Raw genomic sequence first — 16,804 nt, forward strand, 5'->3', positions numbered from 1 at the left:
AATTTTCTGACAAATATTTCTCAAATAAACTTCGAGTAATTTCTACCATCAATCAATGAAAATAATTTCGATCGATCAACCAGTAAAAATCCACACAAGTTGTTCTTCATAATCTCTTAATGATCTTTCTAACACCTCGTCAGTGCTAGAAGCTGGACTTCGACAAACTTAACAACTCAGCAATCTGCTTCGTTCGTTTCCGTCTATCTCGTCGGTATGGGTGCATTCTAGAGGATTTCAGAATCATTGCAACCCCCTATTCACTATATTTTTCACGTATGTCTTTTTTTTCTACAAAAAATCCTAAAAAATCGCTTTTTTATCTAATTTTTAAGCGTTTTTATGCAATAAATGCACTAAACACATCATTTTATTTTTATAAGCCAAAATTTAATTAGACTTAAAAGCGATCAAAATAATAGCTAGAGTAGTGATTTTTTACTTTTTATCTTTAAATAATGCTTTTATCTCGTTCAACCCCCAGAAACAAAACCAAATCATGACATATTAGCGAAACCAACGATTCTTTCCCTTCGACTTGGTAGTTCATTCGCACTTTTTCAGTGAAACTTCTTATAAAAGCGTATAGGTATCTTAGGCTATAAAGACGTTATTCAATGATTTTGGTGTTTGGGTATAAGGCCGCACAAGCTTGCTTATCTATATAGATATAGAGATAGAACATATCAGCAGGTTAATTCTATTCAGTTACTTTTCCTGCTTGCGCTGCTCAAGCCAGTATTGCATGACTTCTATAATCATGTCTTTTTTGCCCTGATAGTCTTCAGCAACAAAGAATAGTTTTGCGCGTCGCGGTAAACGCTCTTCAATCAGGGAAAATAGATAGTAATTCGCAGCCAGATCAAGCTGCATAAATAAGTTATAGACAGGGATATAACGTTGCTGTTTTTGTTCGGCAGACTGATATTCAAATAAGAAACTTAAAATACAATCAATGTCTTCATCAAAAATATTTTCTGTTGGATAGCGATACATCGAACCCCCTCTGCTTTCTTTTTATATTGTGCTGTCTTTTGCGAACCAATATAGTCAGCCACCCTTTAGCTAGCAAAACAACACTTAATTAGAGGATGAATTCTAGGTGGAATGTCCTCCAAGAAAATAATACCTGCGATTTTAAAGGTTCAGAATGAAATCGCTACAAATAAAAAAGGAAGAGATCTCTCCCAAAATCTCCTCCTTAGAATTGAATCTTTACCCGATCCATTATGTCATTATTATAGTTATTCACTTTAAAGCTTAAAAAAGAGTCTCTTGGGGAAGAGACCTTATAAATTGTGGAGTTGTCTTATTATCACCCTCTAGATGCTTTGAACCAATTCTCTAGATGAATAAATCCTATAGATAATAAACCCGAAAAGCAAGCAATTTGGGAAAATTTAACTCTTGTTTTTATAGGGTTTTTTTTGAAGTTGCTTATTTGCTTTATGAATATAGGACATCAATAAAAAAGCAGACCGAAGCCTGCTTTTATTTCAATAACTTATCAATTTTTTAATCGGTGAAAGTAACTTTCGCAATCGCTTTTTTGCTGGCCTGAACGATCAAGGTCAGATTTTCCTTAACCGAATAAGAACTATCTACAGTGTGCCAATCCACTTTCACCGCGCCACGACCTAAAGCATCTTTGGCTTGGGCCGCATTCTTGGTCAAACCTGCTTCACGTAAAATTGAAGTAATAAAGATTTCACCACCAAACTCGCCACGTGAAATAGTGACTTCTGGCGTACCTTCCGGTAATTCACCCTCAGTAATGATATTACCCGCACCTTTATGTGCATGCGCAGCAGCGTCACTTCCGTGGAAACGCTCAACCAGCTCCAGCGCAAGAATCTTTTTCACCTCTTGAGGATTACGGCCTTCAGCAATTTCTTTTAGCAACTGCTGAATTTCTTCAATTGATTTAAAGCTGAGCAGATCAAAATAACGCTCAATCAATGCATCCGGCATTGAAAGCACTTTTTGATACATCGCACCTGGCGCATCAAATACACCAATATAGTTGCCTAAAGATTTAGACATTTTATTCACGCCATCTAAACCTTCAAGAATAGGCACCGTAATACACACTTGTGCTTCCTGATCATAACGACCTTGTAGCGTACGACCCATCAACAGGTTAAAGGTCTGGTCTGTACCGCCCAACTCTACGTCCGCTTCTAAAGCCACCGAATCATAACCTTGTACCAATGGATACAAAAATTCGTGAATCGCGATCGGCTGTTGACTGTTATAACGCTTGGTAAAGTCGTCACGCTCCAACATACGCGCCACAGTTTGCTGTGATGCCAATTGAATTAAATCAGCCGCGGTTTTTTGTGCAAACCATTCCGAGTTAAATACAACTTTGGTTTTGTTTGGATCAAGAATTTTAAACACTTGTTCTTGATAGGTTTTTGCATTTTCTAAAACTTGTTCACGTGATAATGGTGGACGTGTAGCACTTTTACCTGTTGGATCACCGATCATCGCCGTGTAGTCACCGATCAGGAAGAATACTTCGTGGCCCAAATCCTGAAATACTTTTAACTTGTTGATGAGAACCGTATGACCTAAGTGCAGGTCAGGCGCAGTTGGGTCAAAACCTGCTTTAATTTTTAATGGACGATTCTTTTTTAATTTCTTAAGAAGGTCTTCTTCAGAAATAATTTCATGGGTGCCTCGTTGAATGAGGGCAAGTTGTTCTTCAGCCGGCAGGAAATTTGACATCACAAAATCCAATACATCAGTTACTCAATTTGTGCGATATACTAACACTTTTTCAGCATATTGCAGGCTTAAGAATAACCATGACAGCGATCTATATTGGGGTAATGACCGGCACAAGCATGGATGGTGTCGATATTGTTGCTGCTTCTTTTGATCCTTTACAGCTTCATGCCACACTCACTTTGGCATTCGATCCTGACCTGCGGCATGAGCTGATGGCACTGACTTTGCCCGATGACAATGAAATTGACCGTATGGGCAAGGCCGATGTGGCCTTGGCAGAAATGATTGGTCATGGTATCAACCAACTGATTGAAAACAACCAGTTAGATAAATCTAAAATTAAAGCCATTGGCTCACATGGTCAGACCATCCGCCATCGCCCTGAGCATGGTTTTACCCTGCAAATTGGTGACCCCAATATTATTACCGAAATCACCCAGATTCCGGTGATTTCAGATTTCCGTCGTCGTGATTTGGCGGCTGGCGGTCAAGGCGCACCATTGGTGCCGGCCTTTCATCAGGATATTTTCCAGCATGACAGCATTCACCGGGTAATTTTAAATCTGGGCGGGATTGCTAATGTCAGCCTGTTACCTGCCGGAAAGCCTGATGATGTTTATGGCTTTGATACAGGGCCGGCCAACATTCTGATGGATGCCTGGTGCGCGCGTTATACCGGCCAGCCTTATGATGAAAATGGCAATTGGGCCGCTTATGGTACGCCGATTCGCAGCCTGCTGGATCGTTTACAGTCACACGAATTTTTCTCTAAAGAACCGCCTAAAAGTACCGGCCGTGAAGACTTTAACCTGGAATGGCTGGATGAACAGATTGCCGACTGGCGCAATGACCTGCAATACGATGAACTGGAAGATACCCCGGAAAATGTGCAGGCGACCTTATTAAAGCTCACTACCCGCGCCATTAAAAAAGCCATTTATCGTTCTGGCATGGATACCGGACAAGTTTTCGTGTGTGGTGGTGGCGCTTATAATTCTTATTTACTTGAGCAACTGCGCTGGCGCTTACGCAAACATGAATGGAGCATACAAACCACGGCTGATTTGGGCCTAAGTCCGACCTGGGTAGAAGCCACCGCCTTTGCCTGGCTGGCGATGCGTTTTATCAAGCAACTCAATGGTAACCTGCCAGCGGTGACCGGTGCTTTAGGCTACCGTGTTCTGGGAACCATTACTGCTGTTTAAACCTGACCAGAGCAATCTAAAGTTATAAAAAAAGGTCTACATTTATACAGACCTTTTTCATTTTCAATCTTACTTATTGCATCATCAGTTTGGCATTTTCATTACGGAACGCACGCAGAATCTGCTGGCCGGCGCGGCCGGTCGGACTCAAGCCCAAACGCTGCTGTTCCTGACGAATCGCCTGACGGGTTTTATCACCGATCAGGCCATCCACCGCACCAATGTCATAGCCACGATTTAGTAAAAATTGCTGAATCTCGCGACGTTCTGAACGCGAAGTACCCGCGTCATCGGTTGGCCAAGATGTGCTGAAGCTCCCTTTACCCTGTAAACGATCAGATAAATGCGCAATCGCCAAGGCATAACTTTCTGCTGCATTATAGCTATAAATGGCATCAAAGTTTCTAAAGACCAGGAAGACTGGGCCATTCGGGCCGGCAGGCGCAAGCAAGCCAGCTTGAGAAGACGCTGATAAATTCCCTTGAATTAAAGGGGAACCATCGGCACGCACTACACCACGGCTAATCCAGCTATTCAGTGATTTTTTATTGCGACGGCCTTCATTTGAGATTGACATGCCTTGCGGGATTTTTACTTCAAAACCCCAAGGCTGTCCGGCCTGCCAACCACGCTTGCTTAAAAAGTTGGCGGTTGATGCCAAAGCATCCGGAATACTACTGACCAGATCACGGCGGCCATCGCCATCAAAATCGACCGCAAGCTCATCATAGGTCGATGGCATAAACTGGGTATGACCAAAAGCTCCAGCCCATGAACCTTTCAGCTGATCCTCTCGTACATCACCGCGCTGTAACAGTTTCATCGTGGTAAAAAACTCACCACGGAAATAACTCTGGCGTCGCCCTTCACAGCTCAATGTTCCCAGAGCCTGCAATAAAGGATAGCGACCGGAAATATCACCAAAATTACTTTCTACACCCCATACCGCGACAATCGTTTCTGCAGGCACGCCATAGGCTGCGGAAACACGATTTAAGACTTCGCGATGTTGCTGTAATTTTTGCCGGCCGAGCTGAACCCGCTCTTCATCGACCAAACCAGACAAATAGTCCCAAATCGGGGTAGAAAATTCCGGTTGATAGTTTAAACGTTCAATTACGGAATAATCAGGCGTTAAATTTTGCGTATAACGGTCATAGCTGCCTGCACTAACACCTTTTGCTACAGCCTGACTACGTAAATTCGCCAAACAGTTTTGAAAATTATTCTGGGCAGGGAAATTTGACGGGCTGCTGGCCGCTGAAGGCAAAGTAGTCGTGTCGACACGCTGACCATTAATAATCAGCTCGGCATTTGCCTGAGAAACAGCCAAGAATAAAGAACCAACCACAAGCGCAAAACGTTGCATAAGACCCTTGAATATTTAGATTTTGAATTATGTTCCTAACATAGCAGCTCAATCTAAAAATTAAAGCTCAAATAGGTAAATTTAAATTCATAATTTCTGCACTTTTGAATTCATTTTGTAGTTTTAAATTTAAATAACTTACCCACAACTTGTTTTTAAATTCAAAAGCAGCGGCGCTGTTTGAATTTAAATTTAAAATCCAGGAAACAACCTTTAAATTCAAAACCTTCTTTGTGGATAACTTAGCATAAACAGGATTAATCAGATATTTATCAAGGTTTTATTTTGTGAATTAAAAACAGGGTGGCTTGGTTTATTTTTAAATTTAAACTTTGAATTCAAAGTAGCGGTTTGAATTTAAATTCATATTTTGAATTCATTTAAACTTTAAATTCAAAGACTGTTTTAAATTTAATATTTTAAATTCAAAGTATTTCTCTGTGGTCTGTGAATCTTCATTTAGACTCTTTTATGTATACGCAATTGTTTATTTTACAATCAATTGAAAAATATCATGATCCGATAAATGGCAGGCATTTTCGAAGAGGCGCAATCATGCCTGAATCTGGATAAATAAAAAAGCGACCACCGAAGTGATCGCTTTTTTTATCAGCAAGATAGCGCTTAAATGGTCATATCTTCGCTCAATGCCAGTGGATTCGGTAAAATCTTCGCCAGTTGACGGCATAAAGTCGTCAGCTGAGTACTGTCGGTTGGCATCAGGGTAATGTGACCAATCTTACGACCTTCACGCTCTGACTTGTTATACAGATGCAAATGCGCACCTTCTAAAGCCAGAACATCTGCAGATTTTGGATGCTGTCCGATGATATTCACCAGTACGCTTGGACGAATCACTTCCGTTGAACCCAGTGGCAGACCGGCCACCGCACGAATATGGTTTTCGAACTGTGAGCAGACTGCACCTTCAATCGACCAGTGCCCTGAGTTATGCACACGTGGTGCCATCTCGTTTGCATATAAGCCTTTGTCTGTCACAAACAGCTCAAGGGTCAAGACGCCCACATAGTTCAGATGATTGAGCAGGCGAGTAATGTAGTCCTGTGCGACCGGTTGCAAGTCTGCACTGTTCGGTGCAGGCACAATCGAGTGCGACAGAATGCCATTGTGATGATGATTTTCAGCCAGGGGCCAGGTTTTTACATCACCATTTTGACCACGTACCGCAATGATCGATACTTCACGTGAGAACGTCACAAAGCTTTCTGCAATCAGTTCACCGGCAGGGCCAAGTTCCGCCCAAGCCTGCTCAATCTGATCAGCACTACGCAGGACAAATTGACCCTTACCATCGTAACCACCGCGAGAGGTCTTTAATACAATCGGTAAGCCCAGTTCAGCCACAGCAGCCTGTAAACCGTCAAGTGCAGTCACTGCTTTATACGGCGCAACAGGAATGTCGAGCGTATCAAACAGGGCTTTTTCAGACAGACGATGCTGTGCAATTGCCAAGGCTTGACGTGGTGGATACAGGTCTTTATTTTTCACCAGCACATCCACATCTGAAAGAGGTGTATTTTCAAATTCCAGACTGAATACATCAGCACTGTCAATAAAATCCTGTAGACCATTTTCGGCCTTGCTGGAAATCACTTGACCGAGTGCCGCAGAAGGGCAATCCGTACTTGCTTCAAAGAAAGTACATTGAATATTCAATGGCAATGCCGCTTGCGCCATCATGCGCCCGAGCTGACCGCCGCCAAAAATACCGATGGTTTTATCCATGATGTCTGTCCCGTATGAAGCTTGGTTTTAGTTTTGACCAGGAATGTTATTGCTTGCCACTTTATCTGTTTGTGCCGCACGGAAATCTGCAACATTTTTCGCGATATCAGGGCGGGTCAGACCTAAAATTTGCGCTGCCATAATGGCTGCATTGGTTGCACCGGCAGGGCCAATCGCAAGCGTACCCACCGCAATACCTGCTGGCATTTGTACAATTGAAAGCAAAGAATCGACGCCGTTTAAAATGGATGATTTGACTGGCACACCCAAGACTGGAAGATCAGTCTTTGCCGCACACATGCCCGGCAAATGCGCAGCACCACCAGCACCGGCAATAATCACCTGAATGCCACGATCACGCGCCTGTTCAGCATATTCAAATAAACGGTCAGGAGTACGGTGTGCAGAAACGACTTCAGCTTCAAATGGGACACCAAGCTGCTTGAGCATGTTGGCAGTATGTTCGAGAGTTGCCCAATCTGATTGAGAACCCATGATAATTCCTACTAGAGGAGCATCTTGTGCAGCAGCCGCATTCATTGCAAATTTTCCAGAGATTAAAGTAACAAAAAATAAATCTCGACGAGAGAGCCAAGCTTTAATAGGAGGTGCTTATTATAGACTGATTTTTCGGCTTCATAAAATTTAACGGTCAAAGCAAGGTTCGATTTTTCTTATTTTTTTGGCAGAATATTAAAAACTGGAATAAAAATAGGCCTGTAGTCTGCAAAGCTTTCGATCAGGAAGTTCTGAAGACAAAATACACACATCCGCACAGACACAAGGCTGCCCAGAGATAATCCAGTTTAAAGGGCTGCTTAAACATGAAAATCATAAAAGGCACAAAGACCAGCAAGGTCACCACTTCCTGAGTGATTTTCATTTGCCCCACGGCCAGTCCCTGCTGTGCCAGTAATCGGGTGGCCGGAATCATCAGGCTATATTCAAACAGGGCAATCATCCAGCTGAATAAAATTGCCTGCCACAACGGCGCATCATGCGGTAAAAATTTTAAATGCCCATACCATGCCAAGGTCATAAAGCAATTGGCAATTACCAGAAGAAATAAAGCCGGTAACATCGGCATGTACTCTGCAAAAAGATCGGGTTTATTCTACGATTTATTTTGCAAAAAGATATTCTCTAAATTTGAAATTTTCTCTGAATTTATCCGTGAAACAGGATTTAAAAATTCCCGCTGCAATGCTTGAACTTTGACTATCTTTTCCGTGTAAGCCTTGCTATCGTTGCTTGCAAATTGAATAAATCATGATAACCGCACCAATATAAGGTGATGGGTCAGACAGGAACGGAGTGAAGTAGATGCATCTGCATATTTTGGGTATTTGTGGCACTTTTATGGGATCGCTGGCGCTCCTTGCACGCGATCTGGGCCACAAGGTGACAGGTTCAGATTTGAACGTCTATCCACCGATGTCGACCCAACTTGAAAATGCAGGCATCAGCTTGATGCAGGGTTATGAGCGTAGTCACTTGCAGCCACATCCGGACCTGATCATTGTCGGCAATGCCATGAAGCGTGGTATTGATGCAGTAGAATATATGCTGAATGAAGGCTTGCCTTATATTTCAGGCCCACAGTTCCTGGCAGATCATGTTCTGCAAGGCAAACATGTATTGGGGGTTGCGGGTACACATGGCAAAACCACCACCACAACCATGCTGGCCTGGGTGCTGGATCAAGCCGGTTTAGAGCCAGGCTTCCTGATTGGTGGTGTGCCACTGGGTTTTAGTGAGAGTGCACGTCTCGGTGGCGGCAAATATTTCTGTGTCGAGGCGGATGAATACGATTCGGCTTTCTTCGACAAGCGTTCCAAGTTTGTGCATTACCATCCAAAAACGGCGATTTTAAATAACCTTGAATTTGACCATGCTGATATCTTTGATGATCTGGCTGCGATTCAAAAGCAGTTCCATCATTTAGTTCGTACCATTCCAAGCGAAGGCCGCATCATTGCGCCGATTACCGAAAGCAATATCGATGAAGTACTAGAGCAGGGTTGCTGGACACCGGTGGTACGTACCAGTCTGGATGCCAACGAAAAATCTGAACTGTATGCTGAACAGTTATCGACAGATGGTTCTCACTTTAAAGTCTTGCAACACGGTGTGGTGAAAGGTGAAGTGCAGTGGAGCATGACCGGACAGCATTCGGTGGCCAATGCGCTCGCGACGATTGCCGCTGCCGAGCATGTCGGCGTCTCGATTGAAACCGCCTGTGAAGCTTTATCTAATTTCGGTGGGGTAAAACGCCGTATGGAACTGTTAGGCACAGTCCGTGGTATTGAGGTTTATGATGATTTCGCCCATCATCCGACAGCGATTGATACGACCTTGGAGGGCGCGCGCAAACGTCTGGGCGAACGCAAACTCTGGGCAATTATTGAACCACGCTCCAATACCATGCGTATGGGCAGTCATAAAGAGGGTCTGGCTCATTCAGCACGTCTGGCCGATGCAGTAATCTGGTATCAACCGGAAGGACTGGACTGGGATCTGCAACCGGTCATTAATGCTGCGCCAAATAAAGCCAAAATTGCACGCACACTGGATGACATCATTCAGACCGTGGTAGCAGAGGCAGGTGAGGGCGATGTGGTGGTGATCATGTCAAATGGCGGTTTTGGTGGTTTGCATCAGAAATTGATCAGTGCTTTAAACGCATAAAATAGATGCGTGGATAAGTATGTGAAAAAAGAAGCCCGCGATGCGGGCTTCTTTTTTTAGGGCAATTGTTTTAGCAAAAAGAGAGAATGGCTGTTTTGACCTTCACATTGCATGATGTCAAATTGGCCTAAAATGCCGATCACTCATTAGTCATTACGCATGATGTTTTGTTGCAATCTGAACGCGAGATAGATTGCAGCAGCACATCACTCAAGGCACAATCGAGAAGAACACAGGTATTTATAGACCTGACAGCCAGATCAGAATCAGGTCATTCTCATTCCTCACTCCTTCAGGAGATGTGTCATGACAACAATGAAAGCCATGGTCTATTACGGCGAAAACGACATCCGGTTTGAAGACCGTCCCATTCCCACTATTTTGCATCCCAGCGATGCTGTTATCAAACTCACTAAAGTCACTATTTGTGGTACAGACCTCGGGATCTGGAAAGGTAAAAACCCGGAAATTGAACAGCAAGCCACACGCAAACAGGGCAGTTTTAATGGCCGTATTTTAGGCCATGAAGGCATTGGCATTGTAGAAGAAGTCGGTTCTGCCGTTCAAAACTTCAAAAAAGGCGACCGGGTGATTATTTCCTGTGTCAGCCGCTGTGGAACCTGTGAAAACTGTCAGAAACAGCTGTATGCACATTGTCGCAATGAAGGCGGCTGGATCATGGGCTATATGATTGATGGTACTCATGCCGAATATGTACGCACGCCGTTTGCGGATACCTCACTCTATCATTTACCTGAAGGGTTAAATGAAGATGTCGCTGTGTTTTTATCGGATATCTTGCCGACATCACATGAAATTGGTGTGCAATATGGCGATGTCAAACCCGGAGACAATGTGGTGATTGTCGGTGCCGGCCCGATCGGCATGAGCTGCCTGCTGACCGCTCAATTCTATTCACCGGCCAACATTATCATGGTCGATGTCGATGACAACCGACTCGAGTTCGCCAAAACAGTGGGAGCGACGCATAGCATTAACTCCGCGAAAGAAGATGCCATACAACGTGTGCTGGAGCTGACGGATGGGCGAGGGGTCGATTGTGCCATTGAAGCGGTTGGTCTGGAGGCAACCTGGAATATCTGCCAGCATGTAGTCAAAGAGGGTGGACATATTGCCAATGTCGGCGTACATGGCAAATCAGTTAATTTTGAACTGAATAAACTCTGGATTAAAAACCTGACCATCACCACCGGACTGGTCAATGCCAATACCACTGCTATGCTGCTCAAAACCTGCTGTTCCGGTAAATTACCGCTGGAAAAACTGGCGACCCATCACTTTAAATTTAATGAATTTGAAAAAGCTTATGATGTGTTCAAGCATGCAGCCGATGAAAAGGCCTTGAAAGTGATGATCGAACTCAATTAATGCGGGAAAGTAAAAAGTCCGCTTGGCGGACTTTTTTTTATTTGTAGCTGGAGTGAAAAATAGGGCATATCACCGCACTACTTATCAGCTTGTATTGAAAGCTCATTAGGCCGTTTTGCTCTTGGCAAATCGATCTAAATGATTAAGTAGAAGAGGCCGCGACATCAGATAAACTTTGGTCACGCTTAAACATCACATCCACATAGGAACATTGCGGAATGATGGTTAAACTTTTTTCACGGGCAAAATCGACCAGCACATCCAGCATTTTTCGGGCAACGCCCTGACCACGCAAGGAATGATCGACCCAGGTATGATCTGCAATAATCACCGAGGCTTCCCGCCATTGATAGGTAATCTCGGCCAGACGTCGACCTTGATCTTCCATAAAAAATACACCACCGCGTTTTGAATCTTGATATTGAATCTGCATAGATCTCCACCTTTATTTTCATTTTTAACTGCTTAACACATCGCTGAAATTAGGATCACGCTCAAATACCGATTGAGCAAAAGGGCATTCCGGAATAATCTTGACCCCTTGCTCACGGGCAAACTTGACTGCTGCTTCGACCAGATAATGTCCGACATGTTGTCCACGCAAACTGTCATCGACCCAGGTATGTTCAATCACCAGTCGATCCTCATCTTTCCAGAAATAACTCATTTCGGCCAGACGCTTTTCATTTGGCTCGACAAACCATTGACCTTGACTACCTTGTTGCTGATGCTCAATCAACATCCTCTAAACTCCGTATTTTTAATCCAGACTGACATATTTTTCAGTCGCATATTGTTCGATTTCTTTAAACGATTGTGAATCTGTGCTCTTTCCTGATATCACCGTGCAATGAACAGGTTTAAACTGCCTGTCTGTTGTTTAAGCCAGATATTTATGTCCAGCCCTTCTTTTAGCTCCTCGGTAAGACGTCAATGGATCTGCGTAATTGCGTTAGCCAGTGCCGCCTTTATTTTCAACACCACCGAATTTATTCCCGTGGCCTTACTCAGTGATATTGGCGCAAGTTTTGACATGTCGGCGACTCAGGTCGGGTTGATGCTGACCATTTATGCCTGGGTCGTGGCTTTATTGTCTTTACCGATGATGCTACTGACCAAAAACATTGAACGGCGTTTCTTGTTGATGGTTTTATTTGCGGTCTTCATTTCCAGTCATGTGCTGTCTTATTTTGCCTGGAGTTTCAGTGTTCTGGTATTTAGCCGGATCGGGATTGCAGTAGCGCACGCGCTGTTTTGGTCAATTACCGCTTCGCTTGCAGTACGTGTCGCACCAGCAGGCAAAGAATTTCAAGCCTTGGGTTTATTGGCCACAGGCACTGCCATGGCCATGGTTCTGGGAATTCCCTTTGGTCGCATGATCGGGGAGGCCTATGGCTGGCGCAATAGTTTTGCCTTGATTGCCATCGTCGCCAGCGTGGTCTGCCTGCTACTGGCCAAAACCTTGCCCTTATTACCGAGTGTCAATTCAGGTTCACTCAGCAGCTTGAAAACCTTGTTAAAACGTCCAAGCCTGATGCTGGTATTTGCCCTGACGGTCATTGTAATTAGTGCACAATTCACCGCCTATAGTTATATCGAGCCATTTTCACTGAATATTGCCCAGCTCAGTTCTGTACAGACCACGACTTTATTGCTGGTCTATGGTGGGGCAGGTTTAATCGGCTCTTATCTATTTGGCCGTTTTGCACCGCATTTTCCCAAACTTACTATTCCACTGTTCACACTTGGACTGGCTATCTCGTTGCTATTATTGCTGCCGTTGTCCAGCAATGTCTTGCAGTTAAATACCCTGGCTTTACTCTGGGGCGTCAGTATTATTGGTTTTAGTCTGGCCTTGCAAGCCAAGACCTTAAATCTGGCCTCCGATGCCACCGACGTGGCCATGGCGATTTATTCTGGCCTGTATAATATTGGAATTGGTGCTGGCGCTTTACTCGGTGGGATCGCAACGGCACAGATCGGCTTGCACAGTATTGGCTGGCTCGGGGCCATCTTGGCCAGTCTGGGTTTTCTCATCACGTTATATTTAATTCGCCGTCCGGATTTTATTGCTCAAAAAATAGCTTGAATCATGCATTTTTGTAAATGAAATTGTAGTCTTAATAAAAATCTGTCATGCTTCTGCATATTGAGCATTTGCTCAAACAGAATTTCGTTTGAACAAGGGGAGTAGCCTCCTCCAAACGTTTAGCAATTGTAGTTCAGATTGTTCAACGTGTCAGAATATCGTCATTACACTTTGCAAAAAGTCGGTATCTGAGCATCTTACTGCGACACTTTCAATGAGAAGTGTAACACTAAGATGTAGGCAAGACCTTGATCATGTTGGTATAGATGTTTTTCATCTGACAACAGGTCAAGGTTTTTTTATGGCCGATTGTCAGATGTGGAGAATTCACATGGAAACAATTGGTACGCTGTGGCTGTATCTTGTCTTTTTCGCGATTGTCGCAGTCATGCTGATCATCGATTTCGTCGGCTTTAAACATCAGCATGGTCAGGAGGTCAAAGTCCGGACTGCGGCCTACTGGAGTATTGCCTGGGTCAGTGTCGCGACCTTATTTGGTGGCGGTTTATGGCTGTATCTGGAGCAGACTGCAGGTACGGCAGTTGCCAATGCTAAAGTCATGGAATACTTTGCCGGTTATCTGCTGGAAAAATCCCTGGCAATTGATAACGTCTTTGTCTGGCTGATGATCTTCGCTGCTTTCGCCATTCCACCCGCGCTGCAACGTAAATTGCTGCTCTACGGTGTACTCGGTGCGATTGTCCTCAGAACCATCTTTATTTTTATTGGCGCCTGGTTCGTTCAGGAATTCTCATGGATTTTATATATCTTCGGTGCCTTTCTGGTGTATACCGGCTTTAAATTCCTGCGTGGTCAGGATGAAGAAGAAAGCAATATTGAAGATATGGCGATTCTGAAATGGCTGCGTAAACGTATGCGGATTACCCCGCAACTTGAAGCTGACAAATTCTTTATCCGTAAAGATGGTTTACTGTGGGCAACGCCGTTATTCCTGGTTTTGATTCTGGTCGAAGCCTCGGATGTGATCTTTGCGGTCGATTCTATTCCGGCAATTTTCGCTGTGACCACCGATCCCTTCATTGTACTGACTGCTAACCTGATGGCGATTTTGGGTCTGCGCGCGATGTTCTTCCTGTTATCGGGTGCCGCATCAAAAATGCATTATCTGCCATATGGTCTCGGGATTATTCTGGTCTTTATCGGCTTTAAAATGCTGATGCTGGATGTATTCCATATGCCAATCTGGATTTCACTGAGCTTTATTGTGATTGTCTTGACAATCACGGCGATCCTGTCGATTCGCCACAGTAAAAAACATAACCAAACCACGCTCTAATAACTGTATAGACGATCATCTTTAGCGTCACAAAAGTCCGTTCAATCATGAGCGGTCTTTTTTTATTGCTCGACTGCCTTACCACAGCTTCGACTTAACTCAGGCAAATGAAGTCAGCATGATCACGTTATAAATCCACTGAAGTGGGTTACAATCTATTGAAAAAATTAAAAGCACAGGTTTTAACATGTCTTCTCAGATTGCAACAACGGCAGTCCGCGGTCGTTTCCTTGATATCCAGCATACAGTTGCCCAGGCACATGAGATTGATGACCAGGTGCGCTATGTAGAAGATGGTCTGATTATCATGCAAGACGGCAAGATTCAATGGTTTGGCAGCTGGGATGAAGGGCAGAAACATCTAGCTGAAAATATCCAGGTCGCCCATTATCCTGAACAGCTGATTGTGCCGGGATTGATCGATACCCATATTCATTTCCCGCAAACCGAGATGGTCGGGGCCTATGGCGAACAACTGCTGGAATGGTTAAATACCTATACTTTTCCAACAGAAATCCAGTTTGCAGATACAGCCTATAGCGAAAAAATCGCCGAATTTTTTGTGCAGGAATTGCTTAAAAATGGCACCACCACGGCACTGGTCTTCTGTACCGTACATCCTGAATCAGTAGATGCTTTGTTTACAGCGGCGAGCCGCAGAAATATGCGTCTGATCGCCGGTAAAGTCTTGATGGACCGACATGCACCGGAAGCGCTGACAGATACAGCAGAAAGCGCTTATACCGATTCTAAAGCGCTGATTGAGAAATGGCATGGGCAGGGCCGTAACCTGTATGCCATTACCCCTCGCTTTGCCCCGACGTCCACCAATGAACAACTTGAAAAAGCAGGTCAGCTCAAAGCCGAATATCCAGATGTCTATGTACATACCCATTTAAGTGAAAATAAAAATGAAATTGCTTGGGTCAAAGAGTTATTTCCGGAACGTAAAGGCTACCTGGATGTCTATCATCACTATGGTTTAACCGGTGCAAAATCAGTGTTTGCACATTGTGTACACCTGGAAGAGCAGGAGTGGGATTGCATGCAGCAGACCAATTCAGCGATTGCCTTTTGTCCGACCTCAAACCTGTTTCTGGGCAGTGGTTTATTCCCATTAAAGAAAGCGTGGGACAAGCAGGTGAAAGTCGGTCTGGGTACCGATATCGGGGCAGGCACCTCGTTTAACCAGCTACAGACCTTAAATGAAGCCTACAAAGTGCAGCAATTGCAGGGAGAAAAACTCTCTGCTTTTGAAGCCTTGTATCATGCAACGCTGGGCGGTGCTAAAGCCTTAAGTCTGGACGATCGTTTGGGGAACTTTAATATCGGCAAGGAAGCGGACTTTGTGGTGCTGGATCTAAATGCCACTGCCTTACAGCAATTACGTCAAAGCAGAGCCAAAAATATTGAAGATGCATTTTTTGCACTGACCATGCTCGGCGATGACCGTAATATTGCAGTGACCTATGTCTACGGAGAAGCTATCTATGTCAAAGCCCGATGTACCCGCTCAGACGACTAAAACCCAGCACCGCCATTGCTGGCTGATCGTCTCTGCCATGTTGCTGACCTGTACTTTCATCCTGCGCAGGGATTCGCAGGCAGCAAAGAAATGATTACATTTACAGCATGCAAAACAGGTGCATCTGCAGTAGGGATGTATTAAAATTACAGTGTATTCAGGTGTTGCAGGTCAACACCTTTTTTATTTTGCTATTTTTACTTTTTAGGTATCTACCCATGACCGTTCAAATGAGCGTAATGATTTCCGCTGAAGAAATTCAAGCTAAAGTCAAAGAGCTTGGTGCTCAAATCGATGCACACTATGCCAATAGTGACAAAGACCTTGTGCTCATCGGTTTATTACGTGGTTCAGTGATTTTTATGGCCGATTTGTGTCGTGTGATTTCCAAACCCCATGAACTGGATTTCATGACGGTATCCAGTTATGGCGGCGGCACCGTATCTTCGCGTGATGTAAAAATTCTGAAAGATTTAGACGGCGAAATCCGTGGCAAAGACGTGCTGGTGGTTGAAGATATTATTGACTCGGGTAATACCTTGAGCAAGGTGCTGGAAATCCTGCAAACCCGCCAACCGAACTCGATTCAACTGTGTACTTTGGTAAGTAAACCATCACGTCGTGAAATCGATTTAAAGGTCGAATTTTTGGGCTTTGAAGTTGAAGATAAATTTATCGTAGGTTATGGTCTGGACTATGACCAGAAGTATCGTCATCTGCCATTTATTGGTGAAATCGGTCTTTAAAATTTATTTAAAAAAGT

The 16,804-nt window shown here is 44.1% G+C and carries 15 protein-coding genes; 7 read left to right on the forward strand and 8 right to left on the reverse strand.

Translation table 11 applies throughout. The features are described 5' to 3' along the window. Window positions 1-708: 708 nt before the first annotated feature. Window positions 709-996, reverse strand: coding sequence for a hypothetical protein (locus FTU45_RS12215; RefSeq protein WP_074383803.1), 288 nt, complete (start codon window positions 994-996; stop codon window positions 709-711). 519 nt (window positions 997-1,515) lie between these two features. After that, window positions 1,516-2,730, reverse strand: a complete 1,215-nt coding sequence (tyrS, locus tag FTU45_RS12220) for a tyrosine--tRNA ligase (RefSeq protein ID WP_100535507.1) — start codon at window positions 2,728-2,730, stop codon at window positions 1,516-1,518. A gap of 80 nt (window positions 2,731-2,810) precedes the next feature. On the opposite strand from tyrS, the gene FTU45_RS12225 reads away from it, so the two are divergent. Further along, window positions 2,811-3,938: an anhydro-N-acetylmuramic acid kinase gene (locus tag FTU45_RS12225; RefSeq protein WP_005173456.1), complete on the forward strand. Its 1,128-nt coding sequence runs from the start codon at window positions 2,811-2,813 to the stop codon at window positions 3,936-3,938. Between the two features lie 73 nt (window positions 3,939-4,011). Here the strand turns inward: FTU45_RS12225 and FTU45_RS12230 are convergent, their stop codons facing one another. From FTU45_RS12230 to FTU45_RS12245, 4 genes are all read right to left on the reverse strand, one after another. After that, on the reverse strand, window positions 4,012-5,307 hold the full coding sequence (locus FTU45_RS12230) for a lytic murein transglycosylase (protein WP_218208679.1): 1,296 nt from the start codon (window positions 5,305-5,307) through the stop codon (window positions 4,012-4,014). 624 nt (window positions 5,308-5,931) lie between these two features. Continuing rightward, complete coding sequence (locus FTU45_RS12235) at window positions 5,932-7,053, reverse strand: 5-(carboxyamino)imidazole ribonucleotide synthase (protein ID WP_180051055.1); 1,122 nt, start codon at window positions 7,051-7,053, stop codon at window positions 5,932-5,934. A gap of 27 nt (window positions 7,054-7,080) precedes the next feature. After that, window positions 7,081-7,593, reverse strand: a complete 513-nt coding sequence (gene purE, locus FTU45_RS12240) for a 5-(carboxyamino)imidazole ribonucleotide mutase (RefSeq protein WP_005173464.1) — start codon at window positions 7,591-7,593, stop codon at window positions 7,081-7,083. Between the two features lie 199 nt (window positions 7,594-7,792). Further along, entirely contained in the window at window positions 7,793-8,134 is a 342-nt protein-coding gene (locus tag FTU45_RS12245; RefSeq protein ID WP_005173466.1) for a DMT family protein, read from the reverse strand. A gap of 242 nt (window positions 8,135-8,376) precedes the next feature. Between FTU45_RS12245 and mpl the strand changes: the two genes are divergently transcribed. Both mpl and FTU45_RS12255 read left to right on the forward strand, forming a co-directional pair. Continuing rightward, a complete protein-coding gene (gene mpl / locus FTU45_RS12250; RefSeq protein ID WP_100329854.1) occupies window positions 8,377-9,741 on the forward strand; it encodes a UDP-N-acetylmuramate:L-alanyl-gamma-D-glutamyl-meso-diaminopimelate ligase in 1,365 nt (454 codons plus the stop codon). Window positions 9,742-10,047: 306 nt separating this feature from the next. Next, the gene (locus tag FTU45_RS12255; RefSeq protein WP_005173470.1) at window positions 10,048-11,130 is read left to right on the forward strand and encodes a zinc-dependent alcohol dehydrogenase family protein; all 1,083 of its coding nucleotides are present in this window, start codon (window positions 10,048-10,050) and stop codon (window positions 11,128-11,130) included. Between the two features lie 142 nt (window positions 11,131-11,272). Here FTU45_RS12255 and FTU45_RS12260 read toward each other — a convergent pair whose 3' ends face one another. Then, window positions 11,273-11,563, reverse strand: coding sequence for a GNAT family N-acetyltransferase (locus FTU45_RS12260; protein ID WP_100329856.1), 291 nt, complete (start codon window positions 11,561-11,563; stop codon window positions 11,273-11,275). Between the two features lie 24 nt (window positions 11,564-11,587). After that, window positions 11,588-11,872, reverse strand: a complete 285-nt coding sequence (locus FTU45_RS12265) for a GNAT family N-acetyltransferase (RefSeq protein WP_005173474.1) — start codon at window positions 11,870-11,872, stop codon at window positions 11,588-11,590. Window positions 11,873-12,025: 153 nt separating this feature from the next. On the opposite strand from FTU45_RS12265, the gene FTU45_RS12270 reads away from it, so the two are divergent. The 4 genes from FTU45_RS12270 to hpt all read left to right on the forward strand — a co-directional run bounded on the left by FTU45_RS12270 (window position 12,026) and on the right by hpt (window position 16,787). Further along, a complete protein-coding gene (locus tag FTU45_RS12270) occupies window positions 12,026-13,219 on the forward strand; it encodes a sugar transporter (RefSeq protein ID WP_005173477.1) in 1,194 nt (397 codons plus the stop codon). 331 nt (window positions 13,220-13,550) lie between these two features. Then, window positions 13,551-14,516, forward strand: a complete 966-nt coding sequence (locus FTU45_RS12275; protein WP_180076458.1) for a TerC family protein — start codon at window positions 13,551-13,553, stop codon at window positions 14,514-14,516. A gap of 187 nt (window positions 14,517-14,703) precedes the next feature. Continuing rightward, window positions 14,704-16,041 carry a guanine deaminase gene (guaD, locus tag FTU45_RS12280; RefSeq protein ID WP_180076459.1) on the forward strand — a complete coding sequence of 446 codons (1,338 nt, stop codon included), beginning with the start codon at window positions 14,704-14,706 and terminating at the stop codon, window positions 16,039-16,041. A 218-nt stretch (window positions 16,042-16,259) separates the two neighbouring features. After that, window positions 16,260-16,787, forward strand: coding sequence for a hypoxanthine phosphoribosyltransferase (gene hpt / locus FTU45_RS12285; protein ID WP_074383796.1), 528 nt, complete (start codon window positions 16,260-16,262; stop codon window positions 16,785-16,787). The last annotated feature ends 17 nt before the right edge of the window (window positions 16,788-16,804 follow it).

Source organism: Acinetobacter sp. YH12106, from assembly GCF_013418995.1.
In the GTDB taxonomy this organism is placed as follows: domain Bacteria; phylum Pseudomonadota; class Gammaproteobacteria; order Pseudomonadales; family Moraxellaceae; genus Acinetobacter; species Acinetobacter pseudolwoffii.

Excerpts from the sequence above, each read along its gene's own strand:
- FTU45_RS12255 (WP_005173470.1), top strand. The coding sequence starts at position 10,048 with ATGACAACAATGAAAGCCATGGTCTATTACGGCGAAAACGACATCCGG.
- FTU45_RS12235 (WP_180051055.1), bottom strand. The coding sequence starts at position 7,053 with ATGGATAAAACCATCGGTATTTTTGGCGGCGGTCAGCTCGGGCGCATG.
- FTU45_RS12215 (WP_074383803.1), bottom strand. The coding sequence starts at position 996 with ATGTATCGCTATCCAACAGAAAATATTTTTGATGAAGACATTGATTGT.
- tyrS (WP_100535507.1), bottom strand. The coding sequence starts at position 2,730 with ATGTCAAATTTCCTGCCGGCTGAAGAACAACTTGCCCTCATTCAACGA.
- FTU45_RS12225 (WP_005173456.1), top strand. The coding sequence starts at position 2,811 with ATGACAGCGATCTATATTGGGGTAATGACCGGCACAAGCATGGATGGT.
- FTU45_RS12270 (WP_005173477.1), top strand. The coding sequence starts at position 12,026 with ATGTCCAGCCCTTCTTTTAGCTCCTCGGTAAGACGTCAATGGATCTGC.
- purE (WP_005173464.1), bottom strand. The coding sequence starts at position 7,593 with ATGAATGCGGCTGCTGCACAAGATGCTCCTCTAGTAGGAATTATCATG.
- FTU45_RS12260 (WP_100329856.1), bottom strand. The coding sequence starts at position 11,563 with ATGCAGATTCAATATCAAGATTCAAAACGCGGTGGTGTATTTTTTATG.
- FTU45_RS12245 (WP_005173466.1), bottom strand. The coding sequence starts at position 8,134 with ATGTTACCGGCTTTATTTCTTCTGGTAATTGCCAATTGCTTTATGACC.
- FTU45_RS12265 (WP_005173474.1), bottom strand. The coding sequence starts at position 11,872 with ATGTTGATTGAGCATCAGCAACAAGGTAGTCAAGGTCAATGGTTTGTC.
- mpl (WP_100329854.1), top strand. The coding sequence starts at position 8,377 with ATGCATCTGCATATTTTGGGTATTTGTGGCACTTTTATGGGATCGCTG.
- FTU45_RS12230 (WP_218208679.1), bottom strand. The coding sequence starts at position 5,307 with ATGCAACGTTTTGCGCTTGTGGTTGGTTCTTTATTCTTGGCTGTTTCT.
- hpt (WP_074383796.1), top strand. The coding sequence starts at position 16,260 with ATGACCGTTCAAATGAGCGTAATGATTTCCGCTGAAGAAATTCAAGCT.
- guaD (WP_180076459.1), top strand. The coding sequence starts at position 14,704 with ATGTCTTCTCAGATTGCAACAACGGCAGTCCGCGGTCGTTTCCTTGAT.
- FTU45_RS12275 (WP_180076458.1), top strand. The coding sequence starts at position 13,551 with ATGGAAACAATTGGTACGCTGTGGCTGTATCTTGTCTTTTTCGCGATT.